This is a genomic window from Cyclobacterium sp. (assembly GCF_014762705.1).
Taxonomy (GTDB): Bacteria; Bacteroidota; Bacteroidia; order Cytophagales; family Cyclobacteriaceae; genus Cyclobacterium.
Genome location: NZ_JABURL010000075.1, coordinates 1 through 19,676 on the forward strand (window position 1 = coordinate 1; position 19,676 = coordinate 19,676).

Consider the following 19,676-nt stretch of genomic DNA (forward strand, 5'->3'; position numbering starts at 1 on the left):
ATAATTTAGCTTATGGCGGGTGGTAAAGAAACACCAAGACAGCGGATGATCGGGATGATGTACCTGGTACTGACAGCTCTGTTGGCACTTCAGGTAAGTAATCAGATCCTTCAGAAATTTATCTTGATCAACGATGGTCTGGAAAGAACTTCCAAGAATTATATTCAGAAAAATCAGTTTTCGGTGAATATCATTTCTTCTACAGTAGAGCAGCAAGGAAACAATCCCCTGGATGTACCAAAGGTTGCGGCCGCCGAAGAGATACGGGCCAAAAGCGCAGATCTTTACAGGTATCTTGAAGAAGCAAAAGCTGCGGTAATAGAGCAGTCAAATGCGATCAATGATGAGGGAAATTTTAAAACCTCAGCCTTGAAAAACACGGACATACCGGGAAATATTTTTAACAACAACAGGTTAGGGTATGAGATGCAGGAAAAATTGAATGCTTTTCCTGAGGAGTTGAGTCAGATGCTGGCAGATCTTAACATTCAGCTTTCATTTGAGAAAATCGCAAAAGATGCCTCTGAAATTGATCTTTTTAAAAATGACGTTGATGTCAATTATAAGGATTATGTTAACCTTAATTATGTAAAATCACCCATTGGTGCGGTTTTGGCTATTATCAGTCAGCATCAAAATGAAGTTTTGAACATTGAAAGTGAGGCATTAACTGCCATCACCAATTCTTTGGGTTCATTTATCTTCGAGGCGGATAACCTGAAAGCCAGAATTGCTGCCAATTCAAATGTAGTGGCAGCAGGTCTGACATTTGAAGCAGAGATGTTTTTGGCATCTTCCTCCTCTTCCACAGAGCTGAAAATGACAGCAGATGGAAGGGAAGTGCCTGTGGAAGGTGGTTTTGGTAAAATTGAATTCCCGGTAGCTCCTGCCTCCAATTACGATGACAGGGGACTTGCCGCCAGAACTTTAAAAGGTGAAATAGTAGTCCCTATTGGCGGACAGGATAGTGTATTCAATATTGAGTATGAGTATTTCGTGGCCCAGCCTGTTATTAAGGTAAGTTCTGAAGTCGTTAATCAATTGTACGCGGAATGCGCCAATGATCTGGTCATTGAAGTTCCTGCCCTGGGCAATTCTTATGCACCTGAGTTTTCCGTATCCGGAGGCCAGGCCATCAAAGGATCCAGGCCTACAGATGTGACCATTATTCCGGTTGCTTCCGGAACGGTGAATATTGGGGTGTCCAGTGGTGGAAATAGAATTGGAACAGTGGATTACGATATCAAGCCTGTTCCTGCTCCTACAATCAGACCTTTCACCGGAGATACTCAGATTGACTTACAAAATCCCGTTGCTGCCAGCAGTTTAACCAATCTTCAAATCAGGGCCATTCCGGAACCTACTTTTGGCAGGACCATGTCCAGAGATGCCAACTTTGAGGTTACTGGTGGGGAGGTCAGACTGGTAAGAAATGACGTGCCCAGGGAAAGTGTAAACATCACCGGACAGAATGTGGCTGTGAGGAATTTACTGGCCCAGGCGCAAAGTGGAGATAAACTTGTAGTAATTGCACGTGAGGTTACCAGAACCAATTTTAGGGGTAATAAAATTAAAAGTACTGTAAATGAAGTCTATCCGATCTCTATTAGATAATATTCTAAAATCTAAGTCGTTATAGACACACTAAATAAAAGAAAACATGATGGAATCAAGAAATTTAGGTCGGAAGCTTATGCTGCTAATGGTAGCAGGGATTTTTCTGGCCATGCCCGGGTTTTCTCAAAATACCAATACCCAAAATCCCAATATGCAGGTAGGGGACTCAGGTTTCGATATAGACACCGTTTATTCGGTTCTGCCCATACGGGAAGATGATAAAATGTACCAGGTGGGCGTATGGAGAAGGATAGATCTGAGGGAAAAATTCAATCTTCCCCTTTATGGCACGGGAGGTTTGAAATCCGACGGTATCATGATGAACATCTATGATGCCATAGTGAATGAAAATGCGTTTGAAATTTTCGCTGATGAGGAATTTACACAACCGTTATCCATTAGCGAATTTCAAACCAATTTTCTGACGGCCGAAAACGGAGACAGTGTATTCGTAAAAGACATCTATTACCTGGATTTCAAGGAGGATTTTGTATTCGACAAGCACAGGTCAGAAGTTAAATTTGACGTAAAATACCTGGAATTGGTCATGCCTTCTGAAACCAACGCAAACGTAGGGCAAAAATCAATTGCTTTTATTCGGTTCAAGGATTTTTACAATTATTTTGATGATGTGGAAAAGGGGCAATGGCTAAACTTTCAAAACACATCCAAGCACTTGCCTTACAGTCAGGCTTTCGATTTGAGGTTATTCAGATCTGTGGTTAGGAAATACACCAACCCGGACAACGCTTTAATAGTAGATATGGTAGATGCGGATAATCCGAATCCGGAACTTCAGGCTTATTTAAATTCGCTTGACTTTGAATACGACCTGCTTGAATGGGAAAACAATCTTTGGGAGTGGTAATCTGAGAGCCATTTCTTTTGTAAAAAAAAAACAGCCCTTATATACAGGGCTGTTTTTTTTTATGGGTGAAGCCTGTTAAAAATTTTACGGGCTTTGTCTTTTCCAATTTGATCGGAAAGGTCTTCCAATGTTGCTTTTTGAATGTTTTTAATTGACTTGAAGTGGCTCAGTAGTTTATTGGCAGTGTTTTCTCCAATGCCTTCTATGGTGGTCAACTGGGTACCCAGAGCCCCTTTGCTTCTTAGATTTCGGTGAAAGGTAATGGCAAATCGATGGGCTTCGTCTCTGATGCGTTGTATCAGCCTCAGGGATTCAGATTTCTTGTCAATAAAAATGGGGTAATGATCTCCGGGAAAATAAATTTCCTCCAGGCGCTTCGCGATTCCGATGATGGGTACCTTTTTATAGATGTCCAGAGATTTCAGTGCAGCAACGGCTGATGATAATTGTCCTTTTCCGCCATCTATGACGATCAAATTTGGAAGGGACAATCCATCATGAAGGATTCTTTTATACCTCCTGAGTACTACTTCCTCCATGCTGGCAAAATCATTGGGTCCGGTTACCGTTTTGATATGATAGTGGCGGTATTCTTTCTTACTGGGTTTTCCGTCTTTAAAACATACCATGCTGGCAACGGGGTTACTTCCCTGAATATTGGAATTGTCGAAGCACTCTATGTGATAGGGGAGTTCTATCAGGGAAAGGTCCTTTTGTAATTGAAGCAGTACCCGGTTTTTTTTATTTTTTGTTTCTCCTGCCAGCAAAGCTTTTTCCTTTTTATAATAAAGGGCATTTTTCAGGCTTAAATCTATTAATTTTCTTTTGTCCCCGATTTTTGGAAGGGATAGTTGCAATCCATCCGGGCTGTCCTCAAATTCAAGGTTTACAAGTACCTCTTTGGCATCACTTTGAAATTGATCCCTAAGTCTCACAATGGCGGTTAATAACAACTCCTGATCGGGTTCATCCAGTTTCTTTTTTAATTCTACGGTTTTGCTCAGGGTGATGGCTCCGTTTTTTATGCGCAGGTAATTGACGAAAGCATATTTTTCTTCACTGACTATGGAAAAAACATCCAGACTGTCCACGTTAGGGTTGATTACCAGGGATTTGGCCTGGTATTTTTCAAGCAGCTCAAATTTCTCCTTATACAATTGCGCCTTTTCAAAGTCCAAAGCGGATGCTGCCGCTTGCATGGATTCCTTGAAATGGGTTTTGGGCAAACTCAGGTTTCCTTTCAGGATATTCCTCGCTTGCTCTATATCCTTCAGGTAATCGGATTCATCCTGAAGTCCTTCGCATGGCCCTTTGCAGTTTCCCAGGTGATATTCCAGACAGATTTTGTAATTAGAAGCCTTTATTTTTTCCGCTGAAAGATCCAGTTTGCAAGTTCTGATGGTAAATAGAGATAGTATCAAATCCAGAACATTATTCATTGCCTTTACGCTGGCAAATGGGCCAAAGTAGGTCCCTTTGGAAGGGATTACCCGTCTTGTTGGGTAGATTCTGGGGAAAGGTTCTTTGGTAAGCAGTAAATAGGGATAAGTTTTGTCGTCCTTTAACAAGACATTGTACTTGGGCTGGGATTTTTTGATGAGGTTGTTTTCCAGAAGCAAGGCATCAAATTCAGAATTGACTATGGTGAATTCTATTTTCTGGATTTCCTTGACCATCCTGCGGGTTTTTTGATTGATTCCCGCATTTTTATTGAAATAGCTCCCAACCCTTTTTTTAAGATTTTTTGCCTTTCCTACATAAATCAATAAGCCTTCCTTGTTATAGTATCGGTAGACTCCCGGTAGATCAGGAAGTTGCTGGTATTCGCTTGGAAGGTAAGAAGGGGAAAGCATGTCGTCCATAAAGACAAGAAATTATTGGTCGACTCCCAGGAAATGACGTTTCCATGAAAGGGGATTAAAAATCCGTACTGGTGGCATCATAATCAAATTCCTGGTAAACATCCTGCTTCAGGTCATATTCGGAACAGTCAATTTCAACACTAAGGGGCCTTTCGGGCTTGGGAAACGGGCCTTTGGTTATATCCAAAGATTCATCCTCATAAACTTTGGTCATAAATTTAGACCAAATCGGCCTGGCTGTTCTCGATCCCTGACCATTAATCCAGCTTCTGAAATGTATGGCACGGTCATCTCCGCCTACCCAAACCCCACTAACCAGGTCCTTGGTAATGCCCATGTACCAGCCGTCGGAGGCATTTTGGGTGGTGCCTGTCTTCCCACCAATTTCATTTCCTTCATCCCGGAGATGCCAGGGTAGTCCCTGACTGGTTCCTCCTTCTTCTTCTGTACCCCCCCGAAGCATGTACACCATAATATAGGCATGCTCTTCGCTCATGGCAGGTCTTTTTCTGGGAATAAACTGGTGCAGAACATTTCCATTCTTATCTTCAATGCGATCGATATAAATAGGGGTGATGTGTTCTCCTTTGTTTACAAAAGTACTAAAGGCTCCTACCATTTCCATGATGGAAACGTCTACCGTACCCAGGGCCAAAGCCGGGACGGCTTCCAATTCACTATTGATACCTACCCGGTGGGCTGTTTCTACTACCACACTTGGAGTCAGTTTTTTCATCATATATGCTGTGATGGAATTGACTGATTGTGACATGGCTGACCTGATGGTCATTCGCTCGTAGGTAAATTTTCCATCGGCATTATCTGGCCTCCAGGTTGGCTGGTTGGGGATATTGATTTCTACAGGCTGGTCGATGACGGTGTAGCATGGGCCATAGCCATTTTCTATTGCAGCGGCATAGACAAAGGGCTTGAAAGTTGAGCCGGGTTGTCTCTTGCCCTGCTTTACGTGATCGTATTTGAAATATTTATGGTTGGTTCCTCCCACCCAGGCTTTGATATGACCTGTGTGTGGATCCATGGAAACGAAGCCTGCCTGGAGAAATTTCTTATAATAACGCAGCGAATCCATGGTACTCATCATGGTATCAATTTCTCCCTTTTCGTAGGAGAAGATTCTCATTTTCTTTTTTTGGTTGAGCTTAAAATCAATGCTATCCTGGTCATCGCCGTACCTTGATTTGAGATTTCTATAAGCATCGGTTCTTTTTACGGCATTTTCTATAAATCCTTCTATGGGTCTGCGATTGCTGTCAATCCAGGGTTCCCTGTTTCCCATTTCTTCCCTGAATTTTTGCTGAAGTTCGGGCATGTGTTCTCCTACTGCCTCTTCTGCATATTTCTGAAGGCGGCTGTCGATAGTAGTAAATATCCGCAGTCCATCTCCGAACAGGTCATAGTTGCTGCCGTCTGCCTTCAGGTTTTCTTTTGTCCACTGGATCAGGTCTGCCTTCACCACCTCCCTGAAGTAGGTGGCAAGTCCCTCATTGTGGCTTTCAACATTATATTCCAGTTCTATGGGCAATTTTGATATGCTGTCGTACTGGGATGTGGAGATGTAACCGTACTTATTCATTTGGGAAAGAACCGTATTTCTCCTTCTGGTCGAATTTTCAGGATTGTAGACAGGGCTGTAATAGGAAGGAGCTTTAAATAAACCTACCAGTGTAGCAGACTCCTGCAGGTTCAAATTTCTCGGGTCCTTATTGAAAAAGGTACTCGCTGCTGTCTTGATTCCAAATGCATTGCTGCCAAAATCAGAGGTATTCAGATACATGGTAAGCAATTCATCCTTCGTATAGGCCCTTTCAAGCTTGGCTGCAACGATCCATTCTTTGGTTTTGATGATTATCATCCTCAAAATTGGAATATTACTCAATAATCCCTGGGAGGCCTGTGTCCGGGTTTTAAAAAGGTTTTTAGCGGTTTGCTGGCTGAGTGTGCTTCCCCCTCCGGCTCCGCTCTGCCCCAATAGAAGGGTTTTTACCAATACCCTGGATAGTCCTCTTGGGTCTATGCCTGAATGGTCTTCAAACCGGACATCTTCCGTGGCAATCAATGCATTGATCAGATTTGGTGAAAGCTCATTGTAAGTTACAGGAGACCTGTTTTCCCGAAAATACTTACCCAGTAAGACACCGTCTGCCGAATAAAGTTCTGAAGCTACCTCACTATCCGGATTTTCCAGAGATTCAAATTCAGGCATTTCTCCAAATAGCCCCAGAAAATTGGCATTTACCGCCAACACAAAAATCATAAAACCAATCAGGCCCAACCCAAAAACAAGCCACATGTATTTGATGATTTTTTGATATAGGGGGGAAGAGGTGTTTTTTGTATTTTTACTCATATGAATTATCAATAAGCATTCTCATAGAAAGACCGGTATTCATCTATGTCTTTCCTTTTATTGAGTTGTTGAAAATTTTCAATAGAAATTACAAAACTACTATTTTTTATTTCTTCAGGTAAGGAATCTATGTTAAAACTATTTAAAAAGGCATCTTTATACTCCATAGATTTGGCCGCATTTGGAAAGGGGCTGATAATAAGGATACTTACTTCTCTACTGATGGCAATGGTACCTGTTCGCAACCGTTGATTGGGATAATTTTCAGCATGAAAACTTTCCAGTGCTGCGGTTAGATCTCCCACATTTTCGGCAAGACCCGCATCCATTGGCAATATAAATATGTGGGTTTGCCCTTTATTTTCCTGGTAGGGTGAATCGGATAATGAGTCAGCAGGATCTTCCTCATCTACCTCCGTAGACATGGCATCATCCTGGCTTTCTTCAGGTTCATTGTCCATGGCGTTTTCATCATCCCCACTCACTGCTTTCAATAGCTCTTCTGCAAAATCCAGCAGTTTTTCGTCCTTGGCTTGTTGGAGGTATCCCTGTAGACGTTCTTTGTATAATTCCAATGATTCCAATTTTCCCGAAATCATAATGTCCAGCAGCAATAATCGGTCCGTATTTTTTGTTAATGGATATCGGTTTAAGGTTTCCCTGATGATGCTTCTGGCTGTGGCATATTCCCTGTTCTGGAAATAGACATAGGCCTCTTTGTAATTTTCACCAGATTCAATATTGGCCTGGGATCCGGAAACCTGATCCGGATTGTTGATGGACTTGGTAAACTGGGAATTTGGGAATTCCGCATTGAGTAATTCAAAATATATTTGCGGGTTGGTATTGAGTTCCTGGGAAGCCAGGTATAGGGTATAATAAGCCTCAGGCTTCTTGGGCGTTTGAGGAAATTCCTGAATTAATTTTTCCAGGTAGCCGATGGCTTTCTCAGGTTGTTTGAGATCAAAATACAATAATTTACCCAGGTTAAAATAAGCATCTTCCATTTCAGCCTCCATCATTTCCCTGGTCTCCGGTTCATTGGGAATTTGACTCAATAAACTCGCTTTGTCAGGGAGCGTACTTATTGGGGAGGAAGACAGGGAGTCTTCAGGGGTTTCTTCAGTTTCGCTTACTTGGGGGCTAAATGATTCGGAGGCTTCATTATCCTGGAAACTTCTGTTGCTCCTCCTCCAATTGTCAGTTAAGGGCCGGTTTCCCCAGACCCTGTTAAATTCCAATGCCCCTCGCTGTATGGCTGTTGGATTATCCCAGTAGAAAGAGGAGGTAGCGCTTCCTCCGGCTCCGCCAAAAGCCAGGAGGTTTTCAAATATGCCGGTATTTTCCTTTTTATTCGCCAACTCTGCTTCCAAAATCAACCTTTCTTCTTCTTTTTCCAGATAACTGGAAACAAATTTTTCTTGTTCTTCCGGGCTAAGGCGGCTCAACCGGATCAGGCTGTCATTCCTGGTCAGCAGTTCGTAATTTTGTGCATACTGGTCAAAAACTTCCTTTTTTGAAGCGAGGTCGGCGTAGTTGCGGTCTGTCTCTTTGAACTTTTCCAGGGCACTGTCCAGGTAATATTTGGTTTTGAGGAAATCTTCTTTTTCGTGGAGATATATCTCTGACAATTCCTGGTAGATATAACCTTTTTGCCTTTCATTTTCTCCCGGTTCCTTTACTGCAAGGGAATACAGGCGGATAGCCTCTTCCAGATTTCCTTGTTTTTTTTCAAACCTCCCCTTTTCAAAGAGAATCACATCCCTGAAATCTACATTTTTGTTGTCCTTATAAAGCTCATCATAGTAATCTCTGACCCTTTTGAGGTCTTTACTCTTTTCAAGTTCGGCAACTTGCTGAGAATACAGTTGGGCGAAGAATGTCCTTTCATAATTGGGGCTCCCGGTTAATGCTTTTTGGTAATATTCATAGGCAAATGCATCCAAACCGGCATTTTGGTACATTTGCCCAAGCATAAAATGCATTCGGGAAATTTCGGCCTTGTCATTACTTAATTCCAAAGCTTTAAATATAGAGGGTACGATCATGTCGGTCTCCCCCCTCGTTTCGTAATAATAGGCCAGGGTTTTATAGAGAAATTTTTTGTTCTCCCTGCTAATGCTGGTTTCTTTCGAGAGGTAGTCAATGACGAAATTTGCATCTTCAAACTGGCCAAGATCAACGAAACTTTTCAGCAACTGGATCAATGCTTTATGGCGGACCTCATCTTGCTCACTGTTGACATTCAGGTATTTAAAAGTGTTCTGCGCTTCTTCAAACTGACCTTTGTAATAATCTACCTTACCAATAAGAAAATAGGAAGGATCCACCCACTTGCTTATTTTGTGCCAATCTATGGCTTTTGATGCCATTTCTCTCGCTTCTTCCAGGAGCGCTTCATTGGCTTCAATGGTACTGCTATCTATGGGGTAAAACACCGGTAAAACCTGAGAAAAATCTTCCTGGTATTCCTCCCTTATTTTACCTTCAAGTTCTAAAATTTTTTCGTTGGCATAATAATAGGCATTGAACCTGGCCGTTGTGTTATGATAAAGGCGATTGGTAAAGGAGTCTTTTTGGGATGAACACGAAAAAAGGCTCAGCACCAAAAAGAGGGGAAATAGGAAAAACAGGATATTTTTCTGCAATGGTTTGGAATTTGAAATCTGGACCAAATTAGTTCTTTTGTAACAAAAACTTAAACGAAAGGAATTTAATTCTATTTTTGTAAAATAAATAAATTTAAAAGAGTAGCGCGTTGAGCTTAAAACAGAAAATTAATGATTGGATTGAGACCAAATTTCTGATTGTGATCAGAAAGGAGGAGGATTTTTCTGTGATCACTTCTTTCAACATTACAAAAATCAGGGTGGGTTTGTTATTTGTTTTGGTTTTTATGGCTTGTTTTGTAGCTGCCCTGTTTTTGTCAAAATCTTTATTGGCCAGGTGGTTTGATCCGGTTTATATTGAAACCGAAAATATGGTCAAGATACATTCCTTATCAGAAACGATAGATTCCCTTATCATGGAAGTGGAAGCCAAAGACCAGTATGTAAGAAATATCCAGATGGTAATCTCCGGGGAAGAAGAAATGGATCAGGTCGAAACAGCATCAAATGAAGATACTGCAGAAAGGGAGCAGGTAAATAGAAGTGAAATCGACCTTTTTAAAAGTAGTGAAGCCACCCAAAAAATTGTGAGAGAATTCGAGTCCCTGCCGCTTGAAGAAGCTAATTTTGGAAGGATTAGCAGTGGATCATTCACGGATAATTATTTTTTCCCTCCGGTAAAAGGGGTTGTCACCAGTGGGTATTCTTCAGCAGAGGGTCACTTTGGTGTAGATGTGGTCGCAGGAGAGGACGAGCCGGTTAAAGCTGTGGCAGATGGAACAGTGATTTTCGCAAACTGGACCCTTGAGACCGGTTATGTAGTTGGGGTGCAGCATTCAAACGAATTGATTTCGATTTACAAACATAATTCTGTAATATTGAAATCTGTTGGTGATCCCATCAAAGGAGGAGAGATATTATCCATAATAGGGAACACCGGAGAGCAGACCACGGGGCAACACCTGCACCTTGAATTGTGGTATAAGGGAAATCCGCTTGACCCGCAAGAGTTTATAACATTTGACTAGATATGGCAAAAAATTCTGATGACAGAAGAAATACCAATGAATTGGTGACCTCCAGCAATCTGGTGGCGGTAGGAACCGTGATCGTTGGAAATATAGGTTCTCAGGGAAATATCCGTGTAGAGGGTACTGTAGAAGGTTCTCTTGATTCCCAGCAAAAGATCATCATCGGTGAATCCGCAAAGGTTAACGGAGATGTGAAAGCTGCAGATGTGGAGATATCCGGACAAGTAAATGGGAACATTCACTGTGAAGAATCACTCTTCCTCAAAAAATCAGCACTTATTTTTGGAGATATTTTCACCAAAAAACTGATCATTGAAAATGGAGCTGAGTTCAACGGAAAATGTAACATGGGAAACAACAACCAATTAAAATTGGAAAGGGATCATGCCAACCCCAAAAAACAACTCTCCTCAAACTGACCCACCTAATTATGTAAAGTATTTTGGTCTGGCATTTCAAATGTGTGCCATTATTGGTTTAGGCACCTATTTGGGATACCGGCTTCATTTGAAAAGCGGGATGAGTTTCCCGCTTTATTTGTTAATTGGATGTTTCTTATCCATTTTCATTGCATTTTACCAACTTTTCAAATCCCTGCAATCTGATGAAAAAAAATGAACCGTTTTTATCAGAATGCTGAAAAATAATAATCCACGATAGTGAAGCTCCCCGTTCCTCAAATGGTTGTTAAGTTGATTTTGTTTTCCCTGGCCCTGTTCCTTCTAACCGGTGTCCTGGAAATATTATTTCCGGGACCCTGGTGGCATCAAAAAATTTGGGCCATGCTGACTTTCTTCACCCTTCTTACGGCGATGATTGGGTTTTTGGCCGTAAAGCTGATGAAACTGGAAATATTTAATGCTGTATCTGTCATTTTGGGGGTCACAGTAATCAGGTTGCTTGGTAGTATTGGCTTCGTTTTTTTGATTTTATGGCAAGGAGATGAAAATTTACTTTGGTTTGTTGTTGATTTCTTTATCATTTATTTGTTGTATTTATTGTTTGATATCTACAGCTTAATAGCTAATTTGCGCCTTCATTCGAAATAGGCGATAAAAAATATTTTGATGTTCAGCAAAATAATCAGGTTAAGTTTCTTATTGTCAGTGATTTTACTGACTTTTTCAGGTGTAGCAGTGGCTGCATCAGGTGAAGATGAAGACAAGACAAGTTTCATCATGCACCATATCAAAGATTCCCATGAATGGCATTTTGCTACTGTTGGGCATACGCATATTACCCTGTCTCTTCCCGTCATTATTTATTCTTCGGACAGGGGCTTTGAATTTTATTCCTCCTCATCATTTGTAGACCCGGAGACCCATCATTTCGGGGTAGAACACAACGGTTATTACATAGATGAGCATGATAAGCTGCAAGCAGTCGACGAAAGCAGGTCTTTTGTAGATTTGAGTATTACCAAGAATGTGGCCATGCTGTTTTTGGTTTTGATAGTTACACTGTACCTGATGCTGTCTGCCTCCAGCCATTACAAAAAGCATCCCAACAGGGCGCCAAGAGGAATTGCCTCGTTTGTAGAACCTATTGTGGTTTTTGTAAGGGATGAAATCGCCTTACCCAATATTGGTCCCCGGTACAAGAAATTCACTCCCTATTTACTATCCCTTTTCTTTTTTATATGGATAGGTAACCTTTTGGGCTTGTTGCCAGGGGCTGCAAACCTGACCGGTAACATTGCCGTGACGGTTACGCTGGCCATGATTACTTTCTTTGTCACCAATTTTAATGGCAATAAAGCTTACTGGAAACATGTGGTAGCCACACCCGGAGTTCCATTACCCTTATTGCTGATCATTGTACCTGTTGAAATAATCGGTTTGTTTACCAAACCTTTTGCCCTCACTGTCAGGCTTTTTGTAGCCATTACAGCGGGCCATATTGTAATATTGAGTTTTATAGGGTTGATATTTGTATTTGAATCTTATGCCGTTGGTGTTGCTTCCACCTTGATGGTGGTGTTTATCAATGTGATAGAACTGTTGGTAGCAACGATTCAGGCCTATGTATTTACCCTGTTTTCCGCCATGTACATTGGTGCAGCAGTAGCTGACCATGGACATGAGCATTGATCGTAAATTTCTTTGTTCAATTTAATTAAATAAAAAACGAGTATGTTGACTTCATTATTATTGACTGCCGGTTTTGCACTTATGGGTGCTGGCATCGGTGCCGGAATTGTAGCGATAGGCGCAGGTCTGGGTATTGGTAGAATCGGTGGACAAGCCATGGAAGGCATTGCGCGTCAGCCTGAGGCTGCTGGAAAAATCCAGACCGCAATGTTGATCATCGCTGCCCTTATTGAAGTGGTTTCCTTGTTTGCAGTGGTAGTATGTCTGCTGATTGCACTTAATGGCAACCTTACTTTCTAAATTTAAGTAAAGTGGACCGGCATTTGGCCGGTCTGCTCTTTACATTTGAACAAATTGATATTTAGCATAAACAACATACACCATGGATCTGATTAGTCCTGATTTAGGTTTGATTATCTGGCAAACTTTAGGTTTTGCCATTTTGTTTTTTCTTCTGGCAAAGTTTGCCTGGAAACCCATCCTTGCCGCACTAGAGGAAAGGGATGGGGCCATAGAAGCCTCCCTGAATGAAGCCGAAAAGGCCAAGTTGGAAATGGCTAATTTGGTAGCGGAAAATGAAAAACTGCTGCAGGAAGCCCGAATTGAGAGGGATGAAATCCTTAAATCAGCCAATGAGTATGCTGCCAAATTGATGGAAGATGCCAAAGGAGAAGCCTCCAAAGCAGGAGCCAAAATGATAGAAGAGGCCAAAGCCGTTATTGAAACGGAGAAGCAGGCTGCCCTGACTGATGTGAAAATTCAGGTTGCGGAGTTGTCTCTGCTGATTGCTGAAAAATTATTGAGACAAAACCTATCCAGCGAAGCTTCCCAGAAAAAATTGGTTGAGGATTTTGTGAAAGATATCAAATTAAATTAATCAATAGCGAATGTCTGCATACAGAGTTGCCTCCCGTTACGCAAAAGCATTGCTGGAACTGGCGGTAGAAAATAATGAACTGGAACAAGTGCACGGAGACATGATGCGCATGTTGCAATACGCTGATGAAAGCCCCGAATTTTTGGATGCCATTCAAAGCCCGGTGATCTCCTCAGAGCACAAGTTAAAAGTGATTCATTCCCTCGCAGGAAAGCAGGCATCTTCCCTGATTTTGAAGTTTTTTGACCTTGTAAGTAAAAAAGGCAGAGAGGGAATCTTGCCAGAAATGGCCAGAGGTTTTCATCGCTTGTACAATGAACATCATGGTATTCAAAAAGCAGATGTGGTGGCCACCATTCAATTGGATGATGCCCTTCGAAAATCTTTGAAGGACATTGTAAAGGAAGTTTCCGGTAAAGATAAAGTAGAATTAATAGAGAAGATCGATCCCAAACTGATCGGTGGGTTTATCCTGAGAATAGAAGACCGGCAACTTGATGAATCCATCAAAAGTAAGTTGCAACAGTTGCGTCTGGGATTTACTCAGAACCTCTACGAAAAGAAATATTAGAATTTTAGCTGTAATAAAAAATAATCCTATACAATAATGGCAGATGTAAGACCTGATGAAGTTTCGGCAATTATAAAAGAGCAACTTTCTGGTGCCAGGACCCAAGCGGAATTAGAAGAAGTAGGTACTGTACTCCAGGTTGGTGATGGTGTGGCCCGTATCTATGGGCTTTCCAAGGCACAGGCCGGAGAGTTGATAGAGTTTGAAAACGGATTGAAGGCCATGGTGCTGAATCTGGAAGAAGACAATGTAGGGGCAGTATTATTTGGAGATGCCAAATCCGTTCGGGAAGGTGATATTGTCAAAAGAACCAAGAGGATTGCCTCCATCAAAGCAGGAGAAGGCATGCTGGGCAGGGTGGTAGACACCCTGGGCACTCCAATTGATGGTAAAGGTCCTTTGGAAGGGAAACTTTACGAAATGCCTTTGGAAAGGAAAGCCCCCGGTGTAATTTACAGGCAACCTGTTAATGAGCCTCTTCAGACAGGTATCAAGTCCATTGATGCCATGATTCCAATCGGAAGAGGACAAAGGGAATTGATCATTGGTGACAGACAGACTGGTAAGACAGCGGTTGCCATTGATACCATCCTAAACCAAAAGGAATTTTACGATAAAGGAGAACCCGTTTTTTGTATATACGTAGCTATCGGACAAAAGGCCTCAACAGTGGCCAATGTGGTGGCTTCGCTGGAAAAGGGAGGCGCTCTTCCTTATACGGTTATCGTAAGTGCATCTGCTGCAGATCCTGCACCTATGCAGTTCTTTGCGCCATTTACAGGTGCTGCCATTGGGGAATTTTTCCGGGATACCGGAAAACCTGCTCTTGTAGTATATGATGACCTTTCCAAGCAGGCAGTTGCTTACCGGGAAGTGTCCCTATTGTTGAGAAGGCCTCCTGGAAGGGAAGCTTACCCCGGAGACGTATTTTACCTTCACTCCAGATTGTTGGAAAGAGCTGCTAAAATCAATGCCTCTGATGAAATTGCCAGGCAAATGAATGATTTGCCCCCATCTTTGGCCCCCTTGGTAAAAGGTGGTGGTTCCCTGACTGCCCTCCCAATCATTGAGACCCAGGCAGGTGATGTTTCTGCCTATATTCCTACCAATGTGATTTCTATTACAGATGGGCAAATATTTTTGGAAACAAACCTCTTTAACGCTGGAATCCGTCCCGCTATCAACGTGGGAATATCCGTATCCAGGGTAGGAGGAAATGCCCAAATCAAATCCATGAAAAAAGTGGCCGGTACCCTCAAGTTGGATCAGGCGCAATTCAGGGAATTGGAAGCCTTTTCAAAATTTGGCTCTGATTTGGACCCAACTACCAAAAGGACCATAGAAAGAGGAAGAAGAAACCAGGAAATCCTGAAACAAGGCCAGTATTCACCTGTAAAGGTAGAACTTCAGGTAGCCATTATCTTTGCCTCTACGAAAGGATTACTGGATAGTATTCCTGTAGACAAAGTGCGTGCATTCGAAAAGGATTTTTATAATCTGATCACGGCACAATATCCCGAAGCATTGACGGCTATCAGTAAAGGTGATTTGGATACAACCGGAGAATTATTGAAAAAAGCAGTGGCTGAACTTGCACCAAAATATTCGGCTAAATAAAGTATATATCGGTTTAAAGGTATTTACAGAGGAGCAAATTAAATTATGGCAAACCTAAAGGAAGTAAAGGAAAGGATCAACTCGGTAAGTTCTACCCAGCAGATTACCAAAGCAATGAAAATGGTGGCTGCTGCAAAGTTGAGGAGGGCACAGGACAAGATCACACAAATGCGTCCATACTCCCAAAAACTTTCTGCCATTCTGAACAACATTTCTTCAGGAGCTGAAGGAAGTACTGACATCATTTATGCCAGAGAGAGGCCGGTGTCTAAAGTTTTGATCGTTGCCATAACCTCAGACAAGGGGCTGTGTGGTGCCTTCAATTCCAACATCCTTAAGGCTTCCATGCTGTCCATTCAGGAAAAATATGAGGGAAAGCAGGTGACAATTATGCCTATTGGAAAAAAAGCTTTTGATTTCTTTAAGAAAAAGGATTTTCCGATTATAAGTGACCATTATCAATTATTTGAAGATGTCTCTTTTGAGCCAGTAAAAAAAGCGGCTGAAGAAGTGATGAATGCTTTTGTCAATGGCACCTACGATCAGGTACAACTTGTCTATAATGAATTTAAGAATGTTGCTACCCAACTGGTAGTCCAGGAGCAGTTTTTGCCTATTGCCAGGTTGGAATCGGAAGAAGGGGCCAATCAAAGCAGCCAGGAATATATAGTAGAGCCTTCTAGAGAATATATTATCGAAGAACTGGTTCCCAATTCCCTCAAAATTCAATTTTATAAAGCCATATTGGATAGCAATGCCTCGGAGCATGGTGCCAGGATGACGGCCATGAGTAAAGCAACAGACAATGCTGCTGAATTGCTCAAAGAACTGAAGTTAGTATACAACAGGACAAGACAGGCGGCCATTACCAATGAAATCCTTGAAATTGTGGCAGGTGCAAATGCACTTGAAGGAAATTAAAGTAGCCTTTAGGAACACATTAAGAGGGCCGGTTGATTCTATCAACCGGTCTTTTTGTTTGAAGCCATAAAAGTTGATTGCGCACTTGGCTAAATTATGCTTACATTCATTCTGAAATTTAATTTTTCAAACCGTAGGGTTGACCAGGAATATAGAGGTATTAGTTGATTTCACATGAAGGTAGTCGGTGTACAGGAATTTTTGAAATTAAAAAAGGAGGCTATTCCTGTTTTGGATACCCGTTCACCTGCTGAATTTCTTTCAGGTCATATCCCCGGAGCGATCAGCTTTCCACTTTTTAATAATGAGGAGAGGGCAACTATTGGTACCATTTATAAGCAGGAAAATAAGAAAAAAGCCATCAAGACAGGCCTGGAGATGATAGGGCCAAAAATGACTGGTTTTATTGATAAGGCGGAAGCACTTGGATCCACAAGCTTGCTAATGCACTGCTGGCGGGGAGGAATGCGCTCCCAAAGCATGGCCTGGCTTTTGGAGCTTTATGGTTTTAACATACAATTGCTTCAGGGAGGGTACAAAGCCTTTAGAAATGCTCTCCTGGATTATTTTGAAGCCCCTCCGGCTTTAAAAATCCTTTCGGGTGCCACTGGCTCATTGAAAACAAGGTTGTTGCATGAAATGCAATCTCTGGGAGCTCAGGTAGTGGATCTGGAAAAGCTGGCCAATCACCAGGGCTCCAGCTTTGGTTATCAACTGAGTTCCGGACAGCCCTCAACAGAACAATTTCAAAATGACTTGTTTGAGGCATTTCTTCAACTGGACCAAAGTCAACCCATATGGCTTGAAGATGAGTCTTTTTCTATTGGTAAGGTAAAGTTGATTGAACCCTTGTACAGAAAGATGCAACTTTCTCCCCATTATCTGGTTATAATGCCCAAAGAAGAGCGTATAGCTGTTTTGGTTGAATCCTATGGGAATATCCCCAGGGAGGATCTGGTGCAGGCCACCTGGCAGATTTCAAAGAGATTGGGCCAGGAATCAAGCAGGGAGGCTGTTGAAAAAATTCAATCCGGAAAATTGGAAGAGGCCGCAGCGATCATTTTGACTTACTATGACAAAGCCTATAAAACGGGAATTCAAAAGAAAGCATCTCAGATTGTGGGCGAGTTTCACTTAACTATTGCTGACCTTCGGGAGATGGCCAAAAAACTAATCAATCATTAATTCAATGAACAAAAAAATGGATGCTGTCAGGTTAACCCAATACAGTCATGGTGCAGGTTGTGGCTGCAAAATAGCGCCCGCAGTTCTGGAACAAATCCTGGGACATGGGCAGGCTGCAAAAATGGAATTTCCAGGCTTGCTGGTCGGTAACGAAGAAAGTGATGATGCGGCTGTTTTTGATCTGGATGGTGTCACGGGAATTGTCAGCACCACGGATTTTTTTATGCCCATCGTAGATGATCCATTTGATTTTGGAGCCATTGCAGCCACAAATGCCCTGAGCGATATCTATGCCATGGGCGGGCGGCCATTAATGGCCATTGCCATATTGGGTTGGCCCATCGCCAGACTTTCGGCAGCGGTGGCAGCTAAGGTTCTGGATGGAGGCAGATCCGTTTGCCATAAAGCAGGTATTCCCCTGGCCGGTGGGCACAGTATCGATGCCCCGGAACCCATATTTGGCCTGGCGGTGACCGGAAAGGTGGCTGTTGATCAGATAAAAAGGAACAATACTGCCAAAAAGGGAGATCGGCTCTATTTGACCAAATCCCTGGGGGTAGGCTTGGTTACTACAGCAGAAAAGAAAGGTCTGGCCAATAAAGAAGATGTGTTGGCAGCCAAAAGGGCCATGCTGAGCCTGAATGAAGTAGGGGTAAAAGCGGCTGCCTGGCCTGAGGTACATGCCATGACGGATGTTACCGGCTTTGGTTTGGGGGGACATTTGACCGAGATTTGCAGGGGGAGTAAGCTTTCTGCTAAAATTGAATTGGCAAAAGTTCCTGTATTTGATTTTGTGCCCAAATACCTGGAATTGGAATGTATACCGGGTGGTACCCACCGCAATTGGGAAAGCTATGGCAAAGGAATCAGGACAAACCTACCTGGCGACCGCCTGATTTTGGCTGATCCCCAAACCAGCGGAGGACTATTGATGGCAATAGATCCTGCACATACCAGTGAATTTGAAAATAAAATGGCAGATGAAGGTTTCCTGCTGAAGCCATTTGGTGAAATGGTGGAAATGCGGGATTGGCTTGTAAGTAGTGAATAAAAACTTTTTGTTGCCAGGTCATGGTATTGCGGTTAGTTGCAGCTTTATTTCAGTATCTGCTCCATTGCTGCAATAATTTCTGCTGATTTGGATAGTGCAGCGGGTAAAGGAACACCCTCCTTCATTCCTGGACGCTCATGGCCAATGTGGCTGAGCCAGGCATCTTTTGAAATACTTTGTTTTTCTTCCACCAATGCCAGGACTTGCATGCCTTGGGGGAATTTTCTGAAGGCGGGTTCCGGTAAGTCGGTGTCCAGGTTATCTTGCTCTCCCAATCCTTTTAATAAGCTTTTGGCCATGATCCAATGTCCCTGATCTCCCGGGTGGATTCCATCTGCTGCAAGCACAAAATCCGGATCGGTATTTCGTTTGTCTTCCAGGAATTTGCGCATGGGCCAATGCAGGTCGATTACCATCCAGTTTTGCGTAAACTTCTTACTCATCAACCAGGAGGCATAAATGGCCAATGTATTGGCGTAGGCGGCTCCCTTTCTTTCATCATATACCGGTGGAGTCAGGTGAATTATGGGGATTCCTAGGTTTTCAGTTTTTTGATGAAGTTTTTCCTGCCCTTTCTTGTAGGCCTCAAAACGATCCTCGTCAAAAGGCAGGTAAATGCCATCATTCATACCATAGCAGGAAAAAATCAGGTCTGGCTTTACCGCTGTAAGAATTCTATCCAACCGTTCATGCAAATCTGGTCTGGGAAATTTTCCATCAGCATGCCCTTCTTCTGAAAGTCCGGATACCGTTTCACTGGGTAAACCTACATTGATAAAATCCCAGGTCCTTTCCGGATAGGTTAACCTCAGGTAGCTTTCCACATAACTGACATAGCTTCCCCCATAGGTAATGCTGTTGCCCAAAAACAATATCTTTTTAGCAGAAGGTGGAATGGCATAAGCCTCCTGGGCTTTGAGGGGTGAAAACAGCAGGCAAAACAACAAAGTGAGCAAGGAGAAGTGATACATGGAGGATTTTTCTTTGAAATAAAAACCAATATATAAAA

The 19,676-nt window shown here is 42.4% G+C and carries 17 protein-coding genes; 13 read left to right on the forward strand and 4 right to left on the reverse strand.

The genetic code is table 11. The annotated features are described in order from the left end of the window. Positions 1-12: 12 nt before the first annotated feature. Both gldM and gldN read left to right on the forward strand, forming a co-directional pair. The gene (gene gldM, locus HUJ21_RS13665; protein ID WP_291370686.1) at positions 13-1,614 is read left to right on the forward strand and encodes a gliding motility protein GldM; all 1,602 of its coding nucleotides are present in this window, start codon (positions 13-15) and stop codon (positions 1,612-1,614) included. A 46-nt stretch (positions 1,615-1,660) separates the two neighbouring features. After that, the gene (gene gldN / locus HUJ21_RS13670) at positions 1,661-2,485 is read left to right on the forward strand and encodes a gliding motility protein GldN (RefSeq protein WP_291370688.1); all 825 of its coding nucleotides are present in this window, start codon (positions 1,661-1,663) and stop codon (positions 2,483-2,485) included. Positions 2,486-2,544: 59 nt separating this feature from the next. Here the strand turns inward: gldN and uvrC are convergent, their stop codons facing one another. The 3 genes from uvrC to HUJ21_RS13685 all read right to left on the reverse strand — a co-directional run bounded on the left by uvrC (position 2,545) and on the right by HUJ21_RS13685 (position 9,363). After that, entirely contained in the window at positions 2,545-4,338 is a 1,794-nt protein-coding gene (gene uvrC, locus HUJ21_RS13675; protein ID WP_291370863.1) for an excinuclease ABC subunit UvrC, read from the reverse strand. 64 nt (positions 4,339-4,402) lie between these two features. Beyond that, positions 4,403-6,715 (reverse strand): transglycosylase domain-containing protein, encoded by a 2,313-nt coding sequence (locus HUJ21_RS13680; protein ID WP_291370689.1) that lies wholly within the window; start codon positions 6,713-6,715, stop codon positions 4,403-4,405. Between the two features lie 8 nt (positions 6,716-6,723). Further along, the gene (locus tag HUJ21_RS13685; protein WP_291370690.1) at positions 6,724-9,363 is read right to left on the reverse strand and encodes a tetratricopeptide repeat protein; all 2,640 of its coding nucleotides are present in this window, start codon (positions 9,361-9,363) and stop codon (positions 6,724-6,726) included. A 110-nt stretch (positions 9,364-9,473) separates the two neighbouring features. Here HUJ21_RS13685 and HUJ21_RS13690 point away from each other — a divergent pair, with 110 nt between their 5' ends. The 11 genes from HUJ21_RS13690 to selD all read left to right on the forward strand — a co-directional run bounded on the left by HUJ21_RS13690 (position 9,474) and on the right by selD (position 18,667). Then, positions 9,474-10,352, forward strand: coding sequence for a M23 family metallopeptidase (locus HUJ21_RS13690; protein WP_291370691.1), 879 nt, complete (start codon positions 9,474-9,476; stop codon positions 10,350-10,352). A 2-nt stretch (positions 10,353-10,354) separates the two neighbouring features. Next, positions 10,355-10,774: a polymer-forming cytoskeletal protein gene (locus tag HUJ21_RS13695; RefSeq protein WP_073092631.1), complete on the forward strand. Its 420-nt coding sequence runs from the start codon at positions 10,355-10,357 to the stop codon at positions 10,772-10,774. Further along, positions 10,740-10,973 (forward strand): AtpZ/AtpI family protein, encoded by a 234-nt coding sequence (locus HUJ21_RS13700; protein ID WP_291370692.1) that lies wholly within the window; start codon positions 10,740-10,742, stop codon positions 10,971-10,973. The genes HUJ21_RS13695 and HUJ21_RS13700 overlap by 35 nt, the downstream gene beginning before the upstream one ends. A gap of 449 nt (positions 10,974-11,422) precedes the next feature. Next, positions 11,423-12,445, forward strand: coding sequence for a F0F1 ATP synthase subunit A (gene atpB / locus HUJ21_RS13705; RefSeq protein WP_166141974.1), 1,023 nt, complete (start codon positions 11,423-11,425; stop codon positions 12,443-12,445). A gap of 42 nt (positions 12,446-12,487) precedes the next feature. Next, positions 12,488-12,745, forward strand: a complete 258-nt coding sequence (atpE, locus tag HUJ21_RS13710) for an ATP synthase F0 subunit C (RefSeq protein WP_010854327.1) — start codon at positions 12,488-12,490, stop codon at positions 12,743-12,745. Positions 12,746-12,827: 82 nt separating this feature from the next. Further along, positions 12,828-13,322 (forward strand): F0F1 ATP synthase subunit B, encoded by a 495-nt coding sequence (locus HUJ21_RS13715; RefSeq protein ID WP_166141976.1) that lies wholly within the window; start codon positions 12,828-12,830, stop codon positions 13,320-13,322. Positions 13,323-13,332: 10 nt separating this feature from the next. After that, positions 13,333-13,893, forward strand: a complete 561-nt coding sequence (gene atpH / locus HUJ21_RS13720; RefSeq protein WP_291370694.1) for an ATP synthase F1 subunit delta — start codon at positions 13,333-13,335, stop codon at positions 13,891-13,893. A gap of 36 nt (positions 13,894-13,929) precedes the next feature. Next, positions 13,930-15,510, forward strand: coding sequence for a F0F1 ATP synthase subunit alpha (gene atpA / locus HUJ21_RS13725; protein ID WP_166141979.1), 1,581 nt, complete (start codon positions 13,930-13,932; stop codon positions 15,508-15,510). 45 nt (positions 15,511-15,555) lie between these two features. Further along, positions 15,556-16,431 carry an ATP synthase F1 subunit gamma gene (gene atpG, locus HUJ21_RS13730; RefSeq protein ID WP_291370695.1) on the forward strand — a complete coding sequence of 292 codons (876 nt, stop codon included), beginning with the start codon at positions 15,556-15,558 and terminating at the stop codon, positions 16,429-16,431. Between the two features lie 174 nt (positions 16,432-16,605). After that, entirely contained in the window at positions 16,606-17,616 is a 1,011-nt protein-coding gene (gene mnmH / locus HUJ21_RS13735; RefSeq protein ID WP_291370697.1) for a tRNA 2-selenouridine(34) synthase MnmH, read from the forward strand. Positions 17,617-17,620: 4 nt separating this feature from the next. After that, positions 17,621-18,667: a selenide, water dikinase SelD gene (gene selD, locus HUJ21_RS13740; RefSeq protein WP_291370699.1), complete on the forward strand. Its 1,047-nt coding sequence runs from the start codon at positions 17,621-17,623 to the stop codon at positions 18,665-18,667. Positions 18,668-18,711: 44 nt separating this feature from the next. Here selD and HUJ21_RS13745 read toward each other — a convergent pair whose 3' ends face one another. Then, positions 18,712-19,638: an SGNH/GDSL hydrolase family protein gene (locus tag HUJ21_RS13745; RefSeq protein ID WP_291370701.1), complete on the reverse strand. Its 927-nt coding sequence runs from the start codon at positions 19,636-19,638 to the stop codon at positions 18,712-18,714. Positions 19,639-19,676 lie beyond the last annotated feature (38 nt).

Coding starts and splice junctions, on each gene's coding strand:
- HUJ21_RS13700 (WP_291370692.1), top strand. CDS start 10,740: ATGCCAACCCCAAAAAACAACTCTCCTCAAACTGACCCACCTAATTAT.
- atpH (WP_291370694.1), top strand. CDS start 13,333: ATGTCTGCATACAGAGTTGCCTCCCGTTACGCAAAAGCATTGCTGGAA.
- atpA (WP_166141979.1), top strand. CDS start 13,930: ATGGCAGATGTAAGACCTGATGAAGTTTCGGCAATTATAAAAGAGCAA.
- atpG (WP_291370695.1), top strand. CDS start 15,556: ATGGCAAACCTAAAGGAAGTAAAGGAAAGGATCAACTCGGTAAGTTCT.
- selD (WP_291370699.1), top strand. CDS start 17,621: ATGAACAAAAAAATGGATGCTGTCAGGTTAACCCAATACAGTCATGGT.
- gldM (WP_291370686.1), top strand. CDS start 13: ATGGCGGGTGGTAAAGAAACACCAAGACAGCGGATGATCGGGATGATG.
- HUJ21_RS13715 (WP_166141976.1), top strand. CDS start 12,828: ATGGATCTGATTAGTCCTGATTTAGGTTTGATTATCTGGCAAACTTTA.
- atpB (WP_166141974.1), top strand. CDS start 11,423: ATGTTCAGCAAAATAATCAGGTTAAGTTTCTTATTGTCAGTGATTTTA.
- mnmH (WP_291370697.1), top strand. CDS start 16,606: ATGAAGGTAGTCGGTGTACAGGAATTTTTGAAATTAAAAAAGGAGGCT.
- HUJ21_RS13745 (WP_291370701.1), bottom strand. CDS start 19,638: ATGTATCACTTCTCCTTGCTCACTTTGTTGTTTTGCCTGCTGTTTTCA.
- atpE (WP_010854327.1), top strand. CDS start 12,488: ATGTTGACTTCATTATTATTGACTGCCGGTTTTGCACTTATGGGTGCT.
- HUJ21_RS13680 (WP_291370689.1), bottom strand. CDS start 6,715: ATGAGTAAAAATACAAAAAACACCTCTTCCCCCCTATATCAAAAAATC.
- uvrC (WP_291370863.1), bottom strand. CDS start 4,338: ATGCTTTCCCCTTCTTACCTTCCAAGCGAATACCAGCAACTTCCTGAT.
- HUJ21_RS13695 (WP_073092631.1), top strand. CDS start 10,355: ATGGCAAAAAATTCTGATGACAGAAGAAATACCAATGAATTGGTGACC.
- gldN (WP_291370688.1), top strand. CDS start 1,661: ATGATGGAATCAAGAAATTTAGGTCGGAAGCTTATGCTGCTAATGGTA.